Origin of the sequence: Pararhizobium sp. IMCC3301 (genome assembly GCF_030758315.1) — a bacterium.
GTDB lineage: Bacteria > Pseudomonadota > Alphaproteobacteria > Rhizobiales.
Genome location: NZ_CP132336.1, coordinates 118,873 through 137,281 on the forward strand (window position 1 = coordinate 118,873; position 18,409 = coordinate 137,281).

An 18,409-nucleotide genomic window follows, 5' to 3' on the forward strand; every position below is an offset into this window, starting at 1 on the left:
GAATCATTAATCTCTCTGCTCCTGACATAAAAAGGAGTTCATGATGAACAAGAACGAATTGATTGCTGCCGTTGCAGACAAGTCCGGCCTGACTAAAGCAGATGCCGGAACAGCCGTAGAAGCGACATTTAGTGCTATCAGCGATGCTCTGTCGGGCGGCGATGAAGTGCGTCTGATCGGGTTCGGTAATTTTTCCGTAGCGCACCGTGCTGCCACTGATGGCCGCAACCCGCGCACCGGCGAAACTATCAAAATCCCGGCCTCAAAATCGCCGAAGTTCAAGGCCGGCAAAGGCCTGAAAGACGCTGTGAACACCTAAATTTCTGTTCCGCCGTCTGGAATAAATCAACCGTCTGGCATGACATCATGCCGGGCGGTTTTTTGTGTGAACCGGGTTTACACCGGACCGAAGTTCGGCGGATTGACGCATTATATTCGCTCTGAGCGCTTGCTCTGGCAATTTCCCGTCCAATTCGGCAAATTCATCTTGTCACAGAGTTTGTTTCGGGCTAACACCCGCACGCTAAGCGGCGGGCGATTAGCTCAGTTGGTAGAGCGCTTCGTTTACACCGAAGATGTCGGGAGTTCGAGTCTCTCATCGCCCACCATCGCTTGGCAGACAGGTGGCAACCCGTTCTCGGGAAACAGCATTCGACGCTTGACGAATGAGGTTCCCCGGCGTACATCAGCCACCACTCACGCAGGAGAGTTGTCCTGTCACCCGCGGGGGTGTAGCTCAGTTGGTTAGAGTGCCGGCCTGTCACGCCGGAGGTCGCGAGTTCGAGTCTCGTCACTCCCGCCATTTTCATCGGTTTCCATGTTTCGTGGCGCTGATGTCTTTTGGTTTTCATCCTTACTTTTCAAGTCCATTCTGCACGGGGAAAATGCGGCTTTGGCCTGATTTCCGGCCACATCTGGCGGTGCGTCTTGCACATGTCTGTTGGCAGGCGGATACTGCTGCAGATTAAGCCGCCCCTTGCAGGGGTCATTGAGATGTGGAAGCTCTGTGTCCGAACATCAATTATCGCCTGAAGCCTGTCTTGAACGCATCGCCTTACAGGATCGCGCTGCATTCGGGCTATTGTACAATCTGATCTCCGCGAAACTATTGGGCGTCGTGCTGCGTATCATTCCACAAAGGAGTCTGGCGGAGGACGTCTTGCATGATACTTTTTTGAAAATCTGGCGCTCGGCTCACCAATATGACCGCAATCGAGCCTCCGCTATGAGTTGGACTGCCACCATAGCCAGACATGCTGCAATCGATCACAAGCGCCGGCGAAAGGAACTGGATCTTCCCGACGCACAACTGGCTATGCACATGGACAGGGAGACGCTTTTTGACCGCCACAGGGATGATGAGGCCACTAAACTCACCCTGCAACACTGTCTGGCGCAGTTGGAGGAAACCAACCGCCAATGCATCGTCCTCGCTTACTGCCAGGGCCTGTCGCGCGAGGAACTGTCTGAACGGCTCAATGCTCCCGTCAATACGATCAAGACATGGCTCCGCCGCGGGCTTTTGGCTCTGCGGGAGTGTGTCTTGCAATGACCGATACACATTCAGATGATTTTGAAAATGATCCGCGTGCGGTCGCCGGTGAGTATGTTCTGGACACTTTGTCAGTCGCCGAAAGAGCTGAATTTGAAGCGCTGCTTTTGCAGGATGAAGCGCTTGTGAACCGGGTTGATGAGTGGAAACAACTTCTTGCGCCGGTTCTGGAATCAGCGCCTCCGGTGCAGCCCGGCGCCTCCGTGTGGAACCGGATTGAGGCCAGTCTCAACCGGCATCCCGGTGGAGAATCCGAGCTTCGGGATGGCGCGGCAGCGGGCGCAGATGAAACGCCGATCAATCTCGACCGGGTGCGCAAATCGCGCAATCGCTGGCGTGGTCTCAGCTTGGCAATGCTGTCTCTGGCCGCAGGTCTCACAGCCTTTGCCCTGATCGACGGCAGAGTGCTCCAGCCCGCCTCTGTGGTGCCCGATCAAATGGCCGTATTGACGGGGCCGGCATCACCTCTGCAGTTCATCGCGATCGTCGATCCGGCGCGCCAAGGCATCTATATACGACCGTTGAATGGGGTTGCCGAAACAGCTTCATTCGCCGATGGACCGCTGGAACTCTGGGTACAGACCGCTACGTCGACCAGCTATCTTGGTCTGGTAACCTCGGCGCAATGGCGCTGGCTCGATTATGCTGCGATCATGCCGACCGAGGCATTTGCCGGTGCAACCCTGCTGTTAACCCGCATCAGCGCGCAACAGCCCACGCCTCCGGAAGTGCCGGGTGAAACAATATTTCGGGGAAAAATCATAACCGAGCGGGAATAGCGCTGAATGTGAACAGACTGCCCGTTTCTCAAGCAGACTGTTCACAATGATAGCCATCCACTACTTGACGACGACTGTCGCCTTCATTTTCGGATGAATCGCGCAGAAAAACGCATAGGTGCCTGCGGAATCAAAAGCGATGGATTTGGATTTTCCCTTGCTCAGCGTGCCGGTTTCGAATGATCCGTCGACGGCAGATGCCGTATGCGGAGCGCCGTCACGATTGGTAAAGGCGACAGTATCGCCCACGGAAACGTTGATCTGAGCAGGTTTGAATTTAAATCCCTGGATGTCGACCTTGATTTCTGCTGCTTGTGCGGTTCCGGCAAACAAAATGACTGCGGCTGTGGCAGTGATTGATTTGAAGATGCTGGGCATTGGTTCTCGTCCTTTTTCCTTGATGAAGACAGAGCGGTCTCAATTCCGCTCTCTCTGATATGTGGTACGCCAGCCGGGTTCGAAAAGTTTCAGTTCATCAAAATGTTGTGTGGCCGATTGGGTTTCGCCTTTTCTCAATTCAAATCGCTTTCACAGGCAGCTCGCCAGTGCGAGGGCACTGGACGGCCATTCCGGGTCAGGAAATCGCCGGTTTTGCAAAATTGCTCACTTTTAGGGCTTCCGGTGCCGATTTGGGGCTTGCACCCAAACAACGGCTTGGGTAAGCCTCACACCAGAATTGCCCGCATGGATTGCCGGTTGGTGGAATCAGTCCCCTTGAGGCCTTCCACCGCATTTGCAGCGCACACGATTTGCGAAGCGATTTGCCGCATTTCGCCGGACCGTTGCCGCTGTAAAGTGTGCTACACGATATGAAACTGAACGGATTTTGATCAATGGACGTTTTGCTCAGTCAGTATCTCCCGATCGTCATCTTCATCGGTATTTCGCTTTTTATCGGTCTGGCTTTGTTGGTAGCGCCGTTCATTGTCGCACATCGTGCACCTGACAGCGAAAAGCTGTCGGCTTATGAATGTGGCTTCAACGCCTTTGATGATGCGCGGATGAAATTTGATGTCCGGTTCTATCTGGTCGCCATCCTGTTCATCATTTTTGATCTGGAGGTGGCGTTCCTGTTTCCCTGGGCAGTAGCCTTCGGCGACATTGGACTTTATGGCTATGTGTCGATGATGATTTTCCTCGCTATCCTGACCATCGGCTTTATCTATGAGTGGAAAAAAGGGGCGATGGAATGGGATTAGATCGTTTCCTGATTACCTTGCCCACTCTGATGGTCCAGAGCACCGAAGTTCCGGCCTTGCCGGCAGACGCGCCTACGCCTCGGGATGATTCATATGCACAACAAATGATGCAGGACTGCGGGAACTGACAGATGAGCGTTAACGAACAACACTCCACACTGATTGCCCCTGCGCCAAAGGGAATTATCGATCCCAATACCGGCGAACCTGTTGGCAGCCGCGATCCCTATTTTACGGAAATCAACGCTGAACTGGCGGATAAGGGTTTTCTCGTCACGGCGACCGATGATCTGGTCACCTGGGCCCGCACAGGCTCGCTGATGTGGATGACATTCGGCCTGGCCTGTTGCGCGGTGGAAATGATGCAGATGTCAATGCCGCGTTACGATGCAGAGCGCTTTGGTGTGGCACCCCGTGCGTCGCCCCGTCAGTCCGATGTGATGATCGTCGCGGGAACGCTGACCAACAAGATGGCACCGGCTCTGCGCAAGGTCTATGACCAGATGCCGGAACCCAGATATGTCATTTCTATGGGGTCCTGTGCCAATGGCGGGGGCTATTATCATTATTCCTATTCCGTAGTGCGCGGCTGCGACCGGGTGGTGCCAGTGGATATTTACGTCCCCGGGTGCCCGCCCACTGCAGAAGCGCTCTTGTATGGCGTATTGCTGCTGCAAAAGAAGATCCGCCGCACTGGCACAATTGAACGTTAATCCCTTTACCCGTATCGATTTGGGCAATAAGAGCTTGAGCAAATGAGCTTAGACATGGCTGAAAATGAAGCCGCCTTGCAGGATCTGGCAGAGCATATTGCCGATAATCTTGGGGCATCTGTCCTGCACAGCACAATTACATTCGGTGAATTGACGCTGACTGTTGTCCGCGACGACATCGAGGCCGTATTGCGCTTCCTGCGGGATAATACGTCGACAAAATTTCTCAGTTTCGTGGATTTGTGCGGGGCCGATTATCCGGCGCGCACAGACCGGTTTGAAGTGGTTTATCATTTGCTCAGCCCGCAGCATAACACCCGTATAAGGGTCAAACTCAGCACCTCCGAGGATGATCCGGTGCCAAGTGTTGTCGGCGTGTTTCCGGCTGCGGATTGGTGCGAGCGTGAAGCCTATGATCTGTATGGCATCCTGTTCTCCGGTCACCCCGATCTGCGCCGGATACTGACCGATTATGGCTTTGAAGGGCATCCGCTGCGCAAGGATTTCCCGCTCACCGGCTTTGTTGAAGTGCGTTATGATGATGAGCGCAAACGTGTCGTCTATGAGCCAGTGGTACTGCCGCAGGAATTCCGCGATTTTGACTTCCTCTCGCCCTGGGAAGGCACAGATTATGTGCTGCCAGGCGATGAAAAAGCGAACTGAGGGGCGGCACGATGTCTGAAGCACAAGTTCGCAATTTCAATATCAATTTTGGGCCGCAACACCCGGCAGCGCACGGCGTGTTACGGCTTGTGCTGGAACTCGACGGCGAGGTCGTCAAGCGGGTCGATCCGCATATCGGCCTGCTGCATCGCGGCACCGAAAAGCTGATTGAGCACAAGACCTATCTGCAGGCGATTCCCTATTTTGACCGCCTTGATTATGTGGCGCCGATGAACCAGGAGCATTCCTTTGCCCTTGCAATCGAGCGGCTGACAGGTATCGAGGTGCCAAAGCGCGGCCAGTTGATCCGCGTACTGTACTCGGAAATCGGCAGGCTCCTGTCTCATCTGCTCAATGTCACCACCCAGGCCATGGATGTTGGAGCACTGACGCCGCCCCTGTGGGGCTTTGAAGAGCGTGAAAAGCTGATGGTTTTTTACGAACGGGCCTGCGGGGCAAGGCTGCATGCCGCCTATTTCCGACCTGGCGGTGTGCATCAGGACCTTCCCGAACAACTGGTTGATGACATTGCTGATTTCTGTGATCCATTCCTTCAGGTCTGCGACGATATCGATGAGCTGCTGACTGATAACCGCATCTTCAAGCAGCGCAACGTCGATATTGCAGTGGTCGATCTGGAAGATGCCTGGCGCTGGGGCTTTTCCGGCGTCATGGTACGCGGCTCGGGCGCTGCCTGGGATCTGCGTAAATCCCAGCCTTATGAATGCTATAACGAAATGGAATTCGACATTCCCATCGGCAAGAACGGTGATTGCTATGACCGTTATCTGATCCGCATGGAAGAAATGCGCCAGTCTGTCAGCATCATGAAGCAATGTATTCACAAGCTGAAATCGGCGGAAGGCCGCGGCCCGGTCTCGTCTACGGATGGAAAACTGGTGCCGCCCAGACGCGATGAGATGAAACGCTCGATGGAAGCACTGATCCATCACTTCAAATTGTACACCGAAGGTTACAAAGTGCCAGCCGGCGAGGTCTATGCGGCGGTTGAGGCACCAAAAGGCGAATTCGGTGTCTATCTGGTGTCTGATGGCACCAACAAACCGTATCGCTGCAAGATTAAAGCACCGGGATTCGCCCATTTGCAGGCAATGGATGACATTTGCAGAGGCCATATGCTGGCGGATGTGTCTGCGGTTATCGGATCCCTGGATATCGTATTTGGTGAGGTAGACCGGTAATGGCAGTCCGTCGTCTTCATTCAGAACAGCCTGAGGCGTTTGCATTTACGCCGGAAAATCAGGCATGGGCTGAAGGTCAGATTTCAAAATTTCCCGAAGGCCGGCAGGCATCTGCGGTAATCCCGCTGCTCTGGCGTGCCCAGGAACAGCATCAGGGCTGGCTTCCGGAACCGGCGATCCGCAAGGTCGGCGAAATTCTCGATATGCCGTTTATCAGGGTTCTGGAAGTTGCGACATTTTACACGATGTACCAGCTGCAGCCGGTCGGTAAAAAAGCCCATATCCAGGTGTGCGGCACTACGCCCTGCATGTTGCGTGGCGCCGGCGATATCAAGGCGGTCTGCCGCAATCGCATCGCCGATCATCCTCATGAATTGTCAGAAGACGGTAATTTTTCCTGGGAAGAAGTGGAATGTCTTGGCGCCTGCGTCAATGCTCCGATGGTGCAGATCTGGAAAGACACTTATGAGGATCTGACGCCGGAAACCTTCGAGGCTATGCTCGATGCTATTGCTGAGGGCAGGGAAATCACGCCCGGTCCGCAGAACGGAAGGCATTTTTCAGTGCCTATGGGCGGCCCGACCAGCCTTGACGCGGCTACGCGGGATTACGGCCCCAAGGGCGATGTGCCAAGGGCGCAGCTTGTCGATGGTGCGCCGCATGCCATCAGGGCAGAAGCCGGCGTTTCAATCAATGGTGGGCCACAGCCGGACGCAGCGACAAAAAAACCAAAAGCCAGGGATTCCGGTCCGACGAAGACGGCAAAACGGCCCGACACGACCAGCCCGGAAGCAACCGGCAAGCCGGAAGACAACACTCTGCGCCCTGATGATGTTGAGGGCGGCGTAAAAGCAAAGAAGGCCAAACCTGCCCACGCTCCGGCTGGCTCGGCGAAGGATTCAGACCCGTCTGATGTGCCGGCCGCAGAATCGCTGGAGACCGATTCAAACAAACCTTCCATGCTGGCAAAGCCGCGTGATGGTGGTGCGGACGATCTGAAACGCATCAAGGGCATCGGACCGAAGATCGAAGGTATCCTCAACAATCTGGGCGTGTTCCATTTCAGCCAGATCGCCGATTGGTCTGCAGACAACCAGGACTGGGTAGAGGGCTCTCTCAGTTTCAAGGGCCGGATCGACCGTGAAAAATGGATTTCACAAGCCGCCGCGCTCGCCAAAGAAAACAAGGGATAAGCGGTTATGCTGCAGGATAAGGACCGCATCTTTACCAACATCTATGGCTTTCACGATTGGGGCCTGAAAGGCGCCATGGCGCGCGGCCAGTGGGACGGCACCAAAGGCTTTATCGACAAGGGCCGCGACTGGATCATTGAACAGGTCAAGTCGTCCGGCCTGCGTGGCCGCGGCGGTGCCGGCTTTCCGACCGGGTTGAAGTGGTCCTTCATGCCCAAGGAAAGTGACGGCCGTCCATCCTATCTGGTCATCAATGCCGATGAATCTGAACCAGGCACCTGTAAAGACCGCGAAATCATGCGGCATGACCCGCATCATCTGATTGAAGGCTGTCTTATTGCCGGTTTCGCGATGAATGCACATGCCTGTTACATCTATATTCGCGGCGAATATATCCGCGAACGCGAACGGCTCCAGGCTGCAATAGATCAGGCCTATGATGCCAATCTTCTCGGCAAGAATAATATCCATGGCTGGGATTACGATATTTACCTGTCCCATGGTGCCGGTGCCTATATTTGCGGCGAGGAAACGGCGTTGCTGGAGAGCCTGGAAGGCAAAAAGGGCCAACCCCGCCTGAAACCGCCATTTCCGGCGAATGTCGGCCTCTATGGCTGTCCGACAACGGTCAATAATGTTGAATCAGTCGCCGTCGTGCCAGAAATCCTGCGCCGTGGTGCCGGATGGTTCTCTGCGCTCGGCAAGCCCAACAACACCGGCACGAAACTGTTCTGTATTTCCGGCCATGTCGAACAGCCATGTACCGTGGAAGAAGAAATGGGTGTTCCGTTCCGCGAGTTGATCGAGAAACATTGCGGCGGCATACGCGGCGGTTGGGACAATTTGCTGGCGGTGATTCCCGGCGGCTCCTCCGTACCCTGTCTGACGGCGGAAATGTGCAATGATCTGTCGATGGATTTTGACAGTTTGAAGGAATTGCGCTCCGGACTTGGCACAGCTGCCGTGATTGTGATGGACAAATCCACCGATATTATCAGTGCAATCGCCCGCATCTCCTATTTCTACAAACATGAAAGCTGCGGCCAGTGTACGCCGTGCCGGGAAGGCACTGGCTGGATGTGGCGCGTGCTGGAACGCATGGCCCGCGGCGAGGCTGAAAAACGCGAAATCGACATGTTGTTCGAGGTGACCAAGCAGGTCGAAGGCCATACCATCTGCGCCCTTGGCGATGCAGCTGCCTGGCCGGTGCAGGGGCTTATCAGGAATTTCCGTCATGTGATTGAAGAGCGAATTGATCAGTATTCAGCCAATCCGAGCGCCACTCCGGTCTTGCAGGCGGCGGAATAGAATGATCATGCAGTCCTGTCAGAATTTGTCCAACGCCCCCGGTTTGTGTATGGCACCCTTGATGGCTGAAGACGCCCATGATGACACTTTACAGAGCGGTGACGCAGCCGCTGCGACACGATTTGCGGCCGCTTGCGCCGCGCTAAGGCTTAGGTGAGACGGATGACGAAGATCATCGTTGACGGAACCGAGATTGAAGTGCCTGCAGAATACACTTTGTTGCAGGCAGCAGAAGAGGCTGGCGCCGAAGTGCCGCGTTTTTGCTATCATGACCGGCTGTCCGTGGCAGGTAATTGCCGGATGTGCCTTGTTGAGGTGAAGGGCGGACCACCCAAACCGGTCGCCTCCTGTGCCATGTCCGTACGCGATTTGCGGCCGGGACCAGATGGTGAGCCGCCAGAAATCTTCACCAAGACGCCGATGGTCAAGAAGGCCCGCGAAGGCGTCATGGAATTTCTCCTGATCAACCATCCGCTGGACTGCCCAATTTGCGATCAGGGCGGAGAATGTGATCTGCAGGACCAGGCCATGGCCTATGGCGTCGACAATTCGCGGTTTTTTGAAAACAAGCGCGCCGTGGAAGACAAATATATCGGGCCACTGGTCAAGACCATCATGACTCGCTGCATTCACTGCACGCGCTGCGTGCGGTTCTCAACCGAAGTCGCCGGCGTCACCGAACTTGGCATGACCGGGCGCGGTGAAGACGCCGAGATAACCACTTATCTTGAAAGCGCGATGACTTCGGAATTGCAGGGCAACGTGATTGATCTGTGTCCGGTTGGTGCACTGACCTCCAAACCCTACGCTTTCCAGGCACGGCCCTGGGAGTTGACCAAGACCGAAGGAATTGACGTTATGGACGCGGTTGGTTCGGCGATCCGGATCGATACGCGCGGCCGCGAAGTGATGCGGATCATGCCGCGGCTTAATGAGGCCGTGAACGAGGAATGGATTTCCGACAAGACCCGGTTCATCTGGGATGGTCTGGCGACACAGCGTCTCGACCGGCCTTATCTGCGCGAAGGTGGCAAATTGCGCCCGGCAAGCTGGCAGGAAGCTTTTGCGCTGATCGCCAACCGTGTCAAAGCCAATTCACCACAGCATGTCGGCGCAATTGGCGGTGATCTGGCAAGCGTTGAGGATTTGTTCGCGCTGAAGAGCCTGATGCAGGCCATCGGCTCGCCGAATTATGACTGCCGCCAGGATGGCACCGTGCTGCATCCAGGAGACGGGCGCGCCACATACCTCTTTAACGCAACTATTGAAGGCATTGAAGCTGCCGACGCGCTGCTGATCGTCGGTTCCAACCCGCGCCACGAAGCCGCTGTTCTCAATGCGCGCATCCGCAAGCGCTGGCGCATGGGAAAATTCCCGATTGCCGTCATAGGTGAGCAGAATGACCTGACCTATGATTATGACTATCTTGGTGCAGGTCCTGGCAGTCTGAAAGATCTGGCTGACGGAAAATCGGATTTTGCCAAGGTGCTGGGCGACGCAGAACGGCCGATGATCCTGATCGGGCAGGGTGCGCTGACGCGCCGTGACAGCGCCGGAATTCTGGCGTCGATCGCGCAACTCGCCATCGATACAGGCGTGGTTGGCGAGGGCTGGAACGGTTTCAGCGTGCTGCACACGGCAGCGGCACGGGTCGGCGGGCTGGATATCGGCTTCGTGCCCGAGGATGGCGGTCACAACACCGCAAAAATGCTGGCAGCGGCCGGCAAGGGCGAATTGCTGACCCTTTTTCTGGCCGGCGCTGATGAGATTGATCTGGATGCGCTTGGGTCCAGCTTCGTGGTTTATGTCGGCACCCATGGCGACAGGGCGGCACATCGCGCGGATGTAATCCTGCCCGGTGCGGCCTATACCGAAAAGTCCGGAACCTATGTCAACACCGAAGGGCGGGTGCAATTCACTCCCCGTGCCGCATTCCCGCCGGGGGAAGCACGCGAGGACTGGGCGATTTATCGCGCCTTGTCGCAGGTGCTCGGTACGCCCCTGGCATTTGATTCCCTGGACCAGTTGCGTGCGGAACTATACGGCCAGTTCAGTCACATGGCAGCGATTGATGAAGTAGCACTTAAAGAAAGTGGCCAGATTGAAAAGCTGGCCAGGAAGAGCGGTGCAATCAATTCGGATCCGTTTATCAGCCCGGTCTCGGACTTCTATCTGACAAACCCGATCGCACGTGCATCCAAAGTCATGGCGGAATGTTCACAGCTGGCGAAAGTCCAGCATGTGGAAGCGGCAGAATAGGGCTGACAGCTTATGAATTCGTTCTTTGACACATATGTGGTGCCCACGGCGATCATGGTCGGGCAAAGCCTGCTGCTGCTGGTCTCGTTGTTGTTGGTAATTGCTTATCTTCTCTATGCTGACCGGAAGATCTGGGCGGCAGTGCAGTTGCGTCGTGGCCCGAATGTCGTAGGCCCGTGGGGGCTTTTGCAGTCATTTGCCGATCTTCTGAAATTTGTTCTGAAGGAGCCGGTGATTCCCTCCAGTGCGAATAAGGGTGTGTTTTTGCTGGCACCGCTTGTCGCAGTGACACTGGCGCTGACATCCTGGGCCGTGGTGCCCGTCAATGCCGGCTGGGTGATTGCCGACATCAATGTCGGAATTCTGTTTATCTTCGCCATATCATCGCTGGAAGTCTATGGCGTGATCATGGGCGGATGGGCGTCCAATTCGAAATACGCATTTCTTGGCGCATTGCGCTCGGCAGCACAGATGATCTCTTATGAAGTCTCCATCGGATTCGTCATCATCACCGTGCTGCTGTGTGTCGGATCGCTCAATCTGACTGATATCGTGGAAGCGCAGAGAACCGGTCTTGCCAGCATGCTCGGCATAGACTCTGTGTTCATTCTCAACTGGTTCTGGCTGCCGCTGTTTCCGATGTTCGTGATTTTCTTCATCTCGGCATTGGCTGAAACCAACCGCCCGCCATTCGACCTTCCGGAAGCGGAGTCGGAACTCGTGGCCGGTTTCATGGTGGAATATGGCTCGACCCCGTATTTGTTGTTCATGCTCGGGGAATACGCCGCCATCACACTGATGTGCGCAATGGGAACCATCTTGTTCATGGGCGGATGGCTGCCGCCGTTTGACTTTGCTCCCTTCACCTGGGTTCCGGGCATTGTCTGGTTTATTCTGAAAGTCTGTTTCCTGTTCTTCATGTTCGCCATGGTCAAAGCCTTTGTACCGCGCTACCGCTATGACCAACTGATGCGCCTGGGCTGGAAAGTGTTTCTGCCCCTGTCTCTGGCATCGGTCGCAATTGTTGCCGGTGTGCTGCAGCTGATGGGATGGGCACCATGACCAATATCTTCTGCCAGCCTCTATTGGGAGTAAGTCATCATGCGGCTTGATCAGGCGGCAAAATCTCTGTTGTTGAGGGAATTCGTATCGGCATTCTTTCTGTCGATGCGCTATATTTTCAAACCCCGACCAACCATTAATTACCCGTTCGAAAAGGGTCCGGTCAGTCCGCGCTTTCGCGGTGAGCATGCCTTGCGCCGGTATCCCAACGGCGAAGAGCGCTGTATTGCCTGCAAATTATGCGAAGCCATCTGTCCCGCACAGGCCATCACGATCGAAGCCGGTCCGCGCCGCAACGACGGCACCCGCCGCACCACGCGCTACGACATAGACATGGTCAAATGCATCTATTGCGGCTTTTGCCAGGAAGCCTGCCCGGTGGAAGCCATCGTGGAAGGGCCGAATTTCGAATTCGCGACGGAAACGCGGGAAGAACTGTATTACGACAAACACAAACTTCTTGAAAACGGAGATCGCTGGGAACGCGAAATTGCTGCCAATATTGCAGTTGACGCAGCCTATCGCTAAACAGCGCGCATCTGAAATGAACCTTGGTGCCATCGGCACTGTTCGGGGCTAAACATGATACTGACGAGCCTATTCTTTTACCTGTTTGCCGCCATCACCCTGGCGGCTGGCTTTATGGTAATTTCATCGCGCAATCCGGTGCATTCCGTATTGTTCCTGATTTTGGCTTTCTTCAATTGCGCAGCCTTGTTTTTGATGCTCGGTGCGGAATTTCTCGCCATGATCCTGGTGGTAGTCTATGTCGGCGCGGTCGCGGTGTTGTTCCTGTTTGTGGTGATGATGCTGGATGTGGATTTCGCTGAATTGCGGCAGGGGTTTCTGCAGTATCTCCCGGTTGGCGCGATCATCGGAATGATTTTGCTGATCGAGCTGATAATGGTGGTGGCGAGCTATGCAATTGCACCGGAACTGACAGCCAATCCGGTTGTTGCCATTCCGGACCCGGAAATTCTCTCCAATACCGAGGCTCTGGGAAGGCTGCTTTATACAAAATACATCTTCTACTTCCAGACCGCCGGTCTGGTGCTTCTGGTCGCCATGATCGGCGCCATTGTGCTGACATTGCATCACAAGGAAGGCGTCAAACGGCAGAATATCGCGGATCAGGTGGCGCGCCGGCCTGAAACGTCAATTGAAGTGCGTAAAGTGGAATCAGGAAAAGGGATCTGAAGCGGCAGCTGACGGTCTGACACGGAAAGTTTGGGTTCTCCAATGGAAATCGGCCTTGCACATTATCTGACAGTGGCAGCCATACTGTTCACGCTCGGTGTTTTGGGTATCTTCCTCAACAGGAAGAATGTCATTGTCATCTTGATGTCAGTGGAGTTGATCCTGCTGGCGGTCAATCTGAATTTCGTGGCTTTCTCATCCTACCTGGGCGATCTGGTCGGGCAGGTATTCGCCTTGTTCATCCTGACGGTCGCAGCCGCCGAAGCGGCAATTGGTCTGGCCATACTTGTCGCCTTCTTCCGTAACCGCGGCTCGATTGCCGTGGAAGACGTCAACATGATGAAAGGCTGACCGGCAATGTATTCAGCCATTGTATTCTTTCCGCTTGTCGGCTTCCTGATTGCCGGGCTTTTTGGCAACCGCCTCGGCGCGCGCAATGTCGAATATCTGACATCCGGGCTTGTGGTAATTTCGGCGCTGCTGTCCTGGATCGCGTTTTTTGTCGTTGGCGTTGCTGAAGGCGAAACCCAGACCATTGCGGTATTCTCCTGGATAGATTCAGGAACCCTGTCGGTAGACTGGGCCTTGCGCATCGACACGCTGACCGTGGTTATGCTGGTGGTCGTCAACAGTGTTTCAGCCCTCGTGCATATCTATTCCATCGGCTACATGCATGATGATCCGCACCGTGTTCGTTTCTTTGGTTATCTGTCGCTGTTTACCTTCGCCATGCTCGCCCTGGTCACGGCCGACAATTTGCTGCAGTTGTTTTTCGGCTGGGAAGGCGTTGGCCTTGCCTCCTATCTTCTGATCGGCTTCTGGTATCAGAAGCCGTCGGCCAATGCGGCCGCCATGAAAGCCTTCATTGTCAACCGTGTCGGCGATTTCGGCTTTCTGCTCGGCATCTTTGCCCTGTTCTGGATGACCGGGACAATCAATCTGGATGCCGTTTTTGCCAATGCCGCCTCGCTTGAGGGCCAAACCATTCAGTTCGCAGGCATGGAGCTGGATGCCCTGACCACGATCTGTCTGTTGTTGTTCATGGGCGCAATGGGCAAATCAGCCCAGTTCCTGCTGCACACATGGTTGCCTGATGCAATGGAAGGTCCGACCCCTGTTTCCGCTCTGATCCATGCCGCAACCATGGTCACCGCCGGTGTATTTCTGGTGGCCCGCATGTCACCGGTATTCGAATATGCCCCCAATGCATCTCTGGTGGTTATCTATGTCGGCGCAATTACGGCGTTCTTTGCGGCAACCGTGGCTCTGGTCCAGAACGATATCAAACGTGTCGTCGCCTATTCGACCTGTTCTCAGCTTGGCTACATGTTCGTGGCGCTCGGGGTAGGGGCCTATTCTGCCGGTATGTTCCACCTCTTCACGCATGCGTTTTTCAAGGCGCTGTTGTTCCTCGGTGCCGGATCGGTCATTCACGCTGTCAGCAATGAACAGGACATGCGCAAAATGGGTGGGCTGCGGAAATATATTCCATTGAGTTACGGCATGATGATTGTCGGCACCCTGGCACTGACTGGTTTTCCGTTTACCGCCGGATATTTTTCCAAGGATGCAATTATCGAGTCGGCCTATGCGTTTGGCGGCCAGGCAGGCGGTTTCGCCTATGTGATGACCATTGTCGCGGCCGTCTTCACCAGTTTTTATTCCTGGCGGCTGATTTTCCTCACCTTCCATGGCAAGGCGCGCGCATCGGCCGATGTCATGGCCCATGTGCATGAGTCTCCCAGGGTGATGACCGTGCCACTGGTGTTACTGGCTATTGGCGCCTTGTTTGCAGGCGCGATTTTCTCCGGATATTTCATTGGCCACGGTTTTGAAGAATTCTGGCGGGAGTCGCTGTTCTATGGCGAAGACAACACCATCATGGAAGATTTCCATGGCGTACCCGGCTGGGTGGTCTGGTCGCCGTTCTTCGCCATGGTCCTGGGCTTTGTGGTGTCGTTCTATTTCTACATCCTGTCACCCGACACGCCCCGACGCCTCGCGGAAGAGCATGGCATCCTGTATCGGTTCCTGTTGAACAAATGGTATTTCGACGAAATCTATGACGTGATTTTTGTCCGTCCTGCGAAATGGATCGGCCGCTTCCTCTGGAAAAAGGGGGATGGCTGGTTCATCGACGGCCTTGGTCCCGATGGCGTTGCCGCCCGCGTTTCAGACGTAACCCAAAGAGTTGTTAAGTTGCAAAGCGGCTATCTGTATCACTACGCATTCGCAATGATGATCGGCGTTGCCGCGCTGATCACATGGATGACCTTCAGCGGAGGGGCAAACTGATGAGCAGTTGGCCGATTCTTACAACTGTCACCTTCCTTCCGCTGGTTGGTGCCCTGTTGATCCTGCTGGTTCGCGGTGATGATGATATTGCACGGCGCAATATCCGCAATGTCGCCTTGTGGACCACCATCGTAACGTTTCTGGTCTCGCTCTTCATCTGGGTTGGCTTCGACACACAGGTTGCAGGCTTTCAGATGGTGGAAGACGCTGCTCTGGCGGACGGCATTTTCAATTACAAGATGGGTGTTGACGGCATTTCCATGCTGTTCGTCATCTTGACGACCCTGTTGATGCCGCTTTGTATTTTGGCCAGCTGGAATTCCATCGACAAGCGCCTGAAGGAATACATGATCGCCTTTCTGGTGCTTGAAACCTTCATGATCGGTGTGTTCTGCGCTCTCGATCTGGTTCTGTTCTACATCTTTTTCGAAGCCGGCCTGATTCCCATGTTCCTGATTATCGGCGTGTGGGGCGGAGCGCGGCGGGTCTATGCTTCGTTCAAGTTCTTTCTATACACGTTGCTCGGCTCGGTGCTGATGCTGATTGCCATCATGGCGATGTATTGGGAAGCTGGAACAACCGATATTCCCACCCTTCTGGCCTACCAGTTTCCGCCAGGAATGCAGACATGGCTGTGGCTCGCTTTTTTTGCCAGTTTTGCCGTAAAGCTGCCGATGTGGCCGGTCCACACCTGGTTGCCTGATGCCCATGTGGAGGCGCCAACAGCCGGATCCGTCATTCTTGCAGGCATCTTGCTGAAATTGGGCGGTTACGGATTTTTGCGGTTTTCACTTCCCATGTTTCCGCTGGCGTCGGCAGATTTCGCACCGCTGGTTTACGCTTTATCGGTGATTGCCATCATCTACACATCTCTGGTCGCGCTGATGCAGGAAGACATCAAGAAGCTGATCGCCTACTCTTCGGTTGCCCATATGGGCTATGTCACAATCGGCATATTTACTGTCACGGTACAGGGCGTGCAGGGTGGTATTTTTCAGATGCTGTCCCACGGACTGATTTCGGGCGCATTGTTCCTTTGCGTTGGCGTTATCTATGATCGTATGCACACCCGCGAAATTGCTGCTTATGGTGGACTGGTCAACAGAATGCCGTTCTACGCCGTCATCCTGCTGATATTCACCATGGCCAATGTCGGGCTGCCGGGTACCAGTGGATTTGTCGGTGAGTTCCTGGTGCTGGTCGGTGTCTTCCAGGTCAACACCTGGGTGGCGATCCTGGCGACCACCGGCGTTATTCTGTCGGCGGCCTATGCCTTGTGGCTGTATCGCCGGGTGGTATTTGGTCAGCTAAACAAGCAAAGTCTGAAGACAATTCTGGATTTGAGCCCGCGCGAGAAAATCATTCTGGTGCCGCTGCTGGTCCTGACCATTTTCTTCGGCTTCTATCCGATGCCGGTGCTCAATGTGACAGCTGCATCGGTTGATAATCTGATCGCCAATTACCAGGCGGCCATCGCTGCTGCCGGTCAATTGTCTGAAACCACACTTGCCCAATAGAATCGTAAGGTTGGACCAACGAGCATGATACAAGATTTGACCTTCATTTCGGATCTCGGGCCTGCATTGCCAGAAATCCTGCTGGCCGTTTCCGCAATGGGTCTTCTGATGCTGGGCGCGTTTGGCGGCAACCGCATGACGCCGATCATTACCGGCATTTGCGTGGCTGTTCTGGTTGTAGCCCTTGTCATGCTGATCCTCACCGTTCCGCTGGGTGAAACGTTCGGCGGCGCCTTCGTTCTCGACCCGTTTGCGCGTTTCATGAAGGTCATAACCCTGTTTGGTTCGGCAGTAGCCATTGCCATGTCTGTCGGGTTCGCGCGCGCCGAGCAATTTGAGACATTCGAATATCCGATCCTCATCATGCTTGCGACATTGGGCATGATGATGATGATTTCCGCGACCACCATGCTGTCGCTTTATCTCGGCCTGGAATTGCAGTCACTGGCGCTCTATGTGATCGCCGCGATCAACCGCGATTCTGTGCGCTCGACAGAGGCCGGGCTGAAATACTTCGTGCTGGGCGCATTGTCGTCCGGAATGCTGCTTTACGGCATATCCCTGGTTTACGGATTTACCGGCCATATCGAATTTGCCAGCATTGCCGCCGCCATTGGCGAGGGGGAGCGCAATGTCGGTTTTCTTTTTGGAATGGTGTTTGTTCTGTCCGGTCTGGCCTTCAAGATTTCGGCAGTTCCGTTTCACATGTGGACACCGGATGTCTATGAGGGTGCGCCGACACCGGTCACCGCATTTTTTGCCGCGGCACCGAAAATCGCTGCCATGGCGTTGCTCATCCGCGTCACCTATGGCGCCTTCCAGACCGCAACATTCGACTGGCAGCAAATTGTCACCTTCATCTCCATTGCCTCGATGGCGCTGGGGGCCTTTGCCGCTATCGGACAGCGCAACATCAAGCGGCTGATGGCCTATTCCTCGATCGGCCATATGGGCTTTGCGCTGGTCGGGCTGGCTGCAGGCACACAGACCGGCGTTAAAGGCGTTATCATCTATCTATCGATCTATCTGGTCACAACTCTTGGTGCCTTTGCCTGTATACTGGCGATGCGCCGCAAGGACGGCATGGTCGAAGACATTGATGAATTGTCCGGCCTGTCGAGAACGAATCCATTGATGGCCTTTTTGTTTGCGATGATCATGTTCTCGCTGGCCGGTATCCCGCCAGTTGCAGGCTTTTTCGCAAAATATTATGTGTTTGTCGCTGCTGTGGATTCCGGGCTTTATGTGCTGGCTGTGCTCGGTGTGCTGTCGAGCGTTGTCGGTGCATATTATTATCTGCGCATCGTCAAGATCATGTATTTCGATGATCCGGTCGATGCCTTTGAGCCGATGCCGACTGAGTTGCGTCTGGTTCTGGGCGGCGCGGGCATCTTTGTGCTGGTTTTCATTGCCTTCAACGGTGCGTTGGCGAGTGCTGCCACAACCGCTGCCAAAACATTTTTCTAGATC

General features: G+C 54.9%; 18 protein-coding genes and 2 tRNA genes. 19 read left to right on the forward strand and 1 reads right to left on the reverse strand.

Annotated elements, in window-relative coordinates:
- Positions 1 to 43: 43 nt before the first annotated feature.
- The 5 genes from RAL88_RS00550 (at position 44) to RAL88_RS00570 (ending at position 2,331) form a co-directional block, all read left to right on the forward strand.
- A complete protein-coding gene (locus RAL88_RS00550; RefSeq protein WP_306266501.1) occupies positions 44 to 319 on the forward strand; it encodes an HU family DNA-binding protein in 276 nt (91 codons plus the stop codon).
- A gap of 213 nt (positions 320 to 532) precedes the next feature.
- Positions 533 to 608 (forward strand) — tRNA-Val (locus tag RAL88_RS00555).
- Positions 609 to 725: 117 nt separating this feature from the next.
- Positions 726 to 802 (forward strand) — tRNA-Asp (locus tag RAL88_RS00560).
- 204 nt (positions 803 to 1,006) lie between these two features.
- Positions 1,007 to 1,552 (forward strand): sigma-70 family RNA polymerase sigma factor, encoded by a 546-nt coding sequence (locus RAL88_RS00565; protein WP_306266503.1) that lies wholly within the window; start codon positions 1,007 to 1,009, stop codon positions 1,550 to 1,552.
- Positions 1,549 to 2,331 carry a hypothetical protein gene (locus RAL88_RS00570; protein ID WP_306266504.1) on the forward strand — a complete coding sequence of 261 codons (783 nt, stop codon included), beginning with the start codon at positions 1,549 to 1,551 and terminating at the stop codon, positions 2,329 to 2,331. Before RAL88_RS00565 ends, RAL88_RS00570 begins: the two co-directional genes overlap by 4 nt.
- 60 nt (positions 2,332 to 2,391) lie before the next feature.
- Here RAL88_RS00570 and RAL88_RS00575 read toward each other — a convergent pair whose 3' ends face one another.
- Entirely contained in the window at positions 2,392 to 2,709 is a 318-nt protein-coding gene (locus RAL88_RS00575; protein WP_306266506.1) for a cupredoxin family copper-binding protein, read from the reverse strand.
- A 455-nt stretch (positions 2,710 to 3,164) separates the two neighbouring features.
- Between RAL88_RS00575 and RAL88_RS00580 the strand changes: the two genes are divergently transcribed.
- The 14 genes from RAL88_RS00580 (at position 3,165) to nuoN (ending at position 18,406) form a co-directional block, all read left to right on the forward strand.
- On the forward strand, positions 3,165 to 3,530 hold the full coding sequence (locus RAL88_RS00580) for an NADH-quinone oxidoreductase subunit A (protein ID WP_306266508.1): 366 nt from the start codon (positions 3,165 to 3,167) through the stop codon (positions 3,528 to 3,530).
- 131 nt (positions 3,531 to 3,661) lie between these two features.
- Positions 3,662 to 4,243, forward strand: a complete 582-nt coding sequence (locus tag RAL88_RS00585; RefSeq protein ID WP_306266509.1) for an NADH-quinone oxidoreductase subunit B family protein — start codon at positions 3,662 to 3,664, stop codon at positions 4,241 to 4,243.
- 54 nt (positions 4,244 to 4,297) lie between these two features.
- Positions 4,298 to 4,906 (forward strand): NADH-quinone oxidoreductase subunit C, encoded by a 609-nt coding sequence (locus RAL88_RS00590; protein WP_306266511.1) that lies wholly within the window; start codon positions 4,298 to 4,300, stop codon positions 4,904 to 4,906.
- Positions 4,907 to 4,917: 11 nt separating this feature from the next.
- A complete protein-coding gene (locus RAL88_RS00595) occupies positions 4,918 to 6,108 on the forward strand; it encodes an NADH-quinone oxidoreductase subunit D (protein WP_306266513.1) in 1,191 nt (396 codons plus the stop codon).
- Positions 6,108 to 7,301 (forward strand): NADH-quinone oxidoreductase subunit NuoE, encoded by a 1,194-nt coding sequence (gene nuoE / locus RAL88_RS00600; protein ID WP_306266515.1) that lies wholly within the window; start codon positions 6,108 to 6,110, stop codon positions 7,299 to 7,301. Before RAL88_RS00595 ends, nuoE begins: the two co-directional genes overlap by 1 nt.
- A gap of 6 nt (positions 7,302 to 7,307) precedes the next feature.
- Entirely contained in the window at positions 7,308 to 8,609 is a 1,302-nt protein-coding gene (nuoF, locus tag RAL88_RS00605) for an NADH-quinone oxidoreductase subunit NuoF (protein WP_306266517.1), read from the forward strand.
- A 162-nt stretch (positions 8,610 to 8,771) separates the two neighbouring features.
- The gene (nuoG, locus tag RAL88_RS00610) at positions 8,772 to 10,868 is read left to right on the forward strand and encodes an NADH-quinone oxidoreductase subunit NuoG (RefSeq protein ID WP_306266518.1); all 2,097 of its coding nucleotides are present in this window, start codon (positions 8,772 to 8,774) and stop codon (positions 10,866 to 10,868) included.
- A gap of 12 nt (positions 10,869 to 10,880) precedes the next feature.
- On the forward strand, positions 10,881 to 11,930 hold the full coding sequence (gene nuoH, locus RAL88_RS00615; RefSeq protein WP_306266519.1) for an NADH-quinone oxidoreductase subunit NuoH: 1,050 nt from the start codon (positions 10,881 to 10,883) through the stop codon (positions 11,928 to 11,930).
- 39 nt (positions 11,931 to 11,969) lie between these two features.
- Positions 11,970 to 12,458, forward strand: coding sequence for an NADH-quinone oxidoreductase subunit NuoI (nuoI, locus tag RAL88_RS00620; protein ID WP_306266520.1), 489 nt, complete (start codon positions 11,970 to 11,972; stop codon positions 12,456 to 12,458).
- 54 nt (positions 12,459 to 12,512) lie between these two features.
- Complete coding sequence (locus RAL88_RS00625) at positions 12,513 to 13,127, forward strand: NADH-quinone oxidoreductase subunit J (protein ID WP_306266522.1); 615 nt, start codon at positions 12,513 to 12,515, stop codon at positions 13,125 to 13,127.
- A 42-nt stretch (positions 13,128 to 13,169) separates the two neighbouring features.
- Positions 13,170 to 13,478, forward strand: coding sequence for an NADH-quinone oxidoreductase subunit NuoK (gene nuoK, locus RAL88_RS00630; protein ID WP_306266524.1), 309 nt, complete (start codon positions 13,170 to 13,172; stop codon positions 13,476 to 13,478).
- 6 nt (positions 13,479 to 13,484) lie between these two features.
- Complete coding sequence (gene nuoL / locus RAL88_RS00635) at positions 13,485 to 15,422, forward strand: NADH-quinone oxidoreductase subunit L (RefSeq protein WP_306266526.1); 1,938 nt, start codon at positions 13,485 to 13,487, stop codon at positions 15,420 to 15,422.
- Complete coding sequence (locus RAL88_RS00640; protein ID WP_306266527.1) at positions 15,422 to 16,939, forward strand: NADH-quinone oxidoreductase subunit M; 1,518 nt, start codon at positions 15,422 to 15,424, stop codon at positions 16,937 to 16,939. The genes nuoL and RAL88_RS00640 overlap by 1 nt, the downstream gene beginning before the upstream one ends.
- 24 nt (positions 16,940 to 16,963) lie before the next feature.
- The gene (nuoN, locus tag RAL88_RS00645; protein ID WP_306266529.1) at positions 16,964 to 18,406 is read left to right on the forward strand and encodes an NADH-quinone oxidoreductase subunit NuoN; all 1,443 of its coding nucleotides are present in this window, start codon (positions 16,964 to 16,966) and stop codon (positions 18,404 to 18,406) included.
- Positions 18,407 to 18,409 lie beyond the last annotated feature (3 nt).

Coding starts and splice junctions, on each gene's coding strand:
- RAL88_RS00550 (WP_306266501.1), top strand. CDS start 44: ATGAACAAGAACGAATTGATTGCTGCCGTTGCAGACAAGTCCGGCCTG.
- RAL88_RS00570 (WP_306266504.1), top strand. CDS start 1,549: ATGACCGATACACATTCAGATGATTTTGAAAATGATCCGCGTGCGGTC.
- RAL88_RS00575 (WP_306266506.1), bottom strand. CDS start 2,709: ATGCCCAGCATCTTCAAATCAATCACTGCCACAGCCGCAGTCATTTTG.
- RAL88_RS00580 (WP_306266508.1), top strand. CDS start 3,165: ATGGACGTTTTGCTCAGTCAGTATCTCCCGATCGTCATCTTCATCGGT.
- RAL88_RS00585 (WP_306266509.1), top strand. CDS start 3,662: ATGAGCGTTAACGAACAACACTCCACACTGATTGCCCCTGCGCCAAAG.
- RAL88_RS00590 (WP_306266511.1), top strand. CDS start 4,298: ATGGCTGAAAATGAAGCCGCCTTGCAGGATCTGGCAGAGCATATTGCC.
- RAL88_RS00595 (WP_306266513.1), top strand. CDS start 4,918: ATGTCTGAAGCACAAGTTCGCAATTTCAATATCAATTTTGGGCCGCAA.
- nuoE (WP_306266515.1), top strand. CDS start 6,108: ATGGCAGTCCGTCGTCTTCATTCAGAACAGCCTGAGGCGTTTGCATTT.
- nuoF (WP_306266517.1), top strand. CDS start 7,308: ATGCTGCAGGATAAGGACCGCATCTTTACCAACATCTATGGCTTTCAC.
- nuoG (WP_306266518.1), top strand. CDS start 8,772: ATGACGAAGATCATCGTTGACGGAACCGAGATTGAAGTGCCTGCAGAA.
- nuoH (WP_306266519.1), top strand. CDS start 10,881: ATGAATTCGTTCTTTGACACATATGTGGTGCCCACGGCGATCATGGTC.
- nuoI (WP_306266520.1), top strand. CDS start 11,970: ATGCGGCTTGATCAGGCGGCAAAATCTCTGTTGTTGAGGGAATTCGTA.
- RAL88_RS00625 (WP_306266522.1), top strand. CDS start 12,513: ATGATACTGACGAGCCTATTCTTTTACCTGTTTGCCGCCATCACCCTG.
- nuoK (WP_306266524.1), top strand. CDS start 13,170: ATGGAAATCGGCCTTGCACATTATCTGACAGTGGCAGCCATACTGTTC.
- nuoL (WP_306266526.1), top strand. CDS start 13,485: ATGTATTCAGCCATTGTATTCTTTCCGCTTGTCGGCTTCCTGATTGCC.
- RAL88_RS00640 (WP_306266527.1), top strand. CDS start 15,422: ATGAGCAGTTGGCCGATTCTTACAACTGTCACCTTCCTTCCGCTGGTT.
- nuoN (WP_306266529.1), top strand. CDS start 16,964: ATGATACAAGATTTGACCTTCATTTCGGATCTCGGGCCTGCATTGCCA.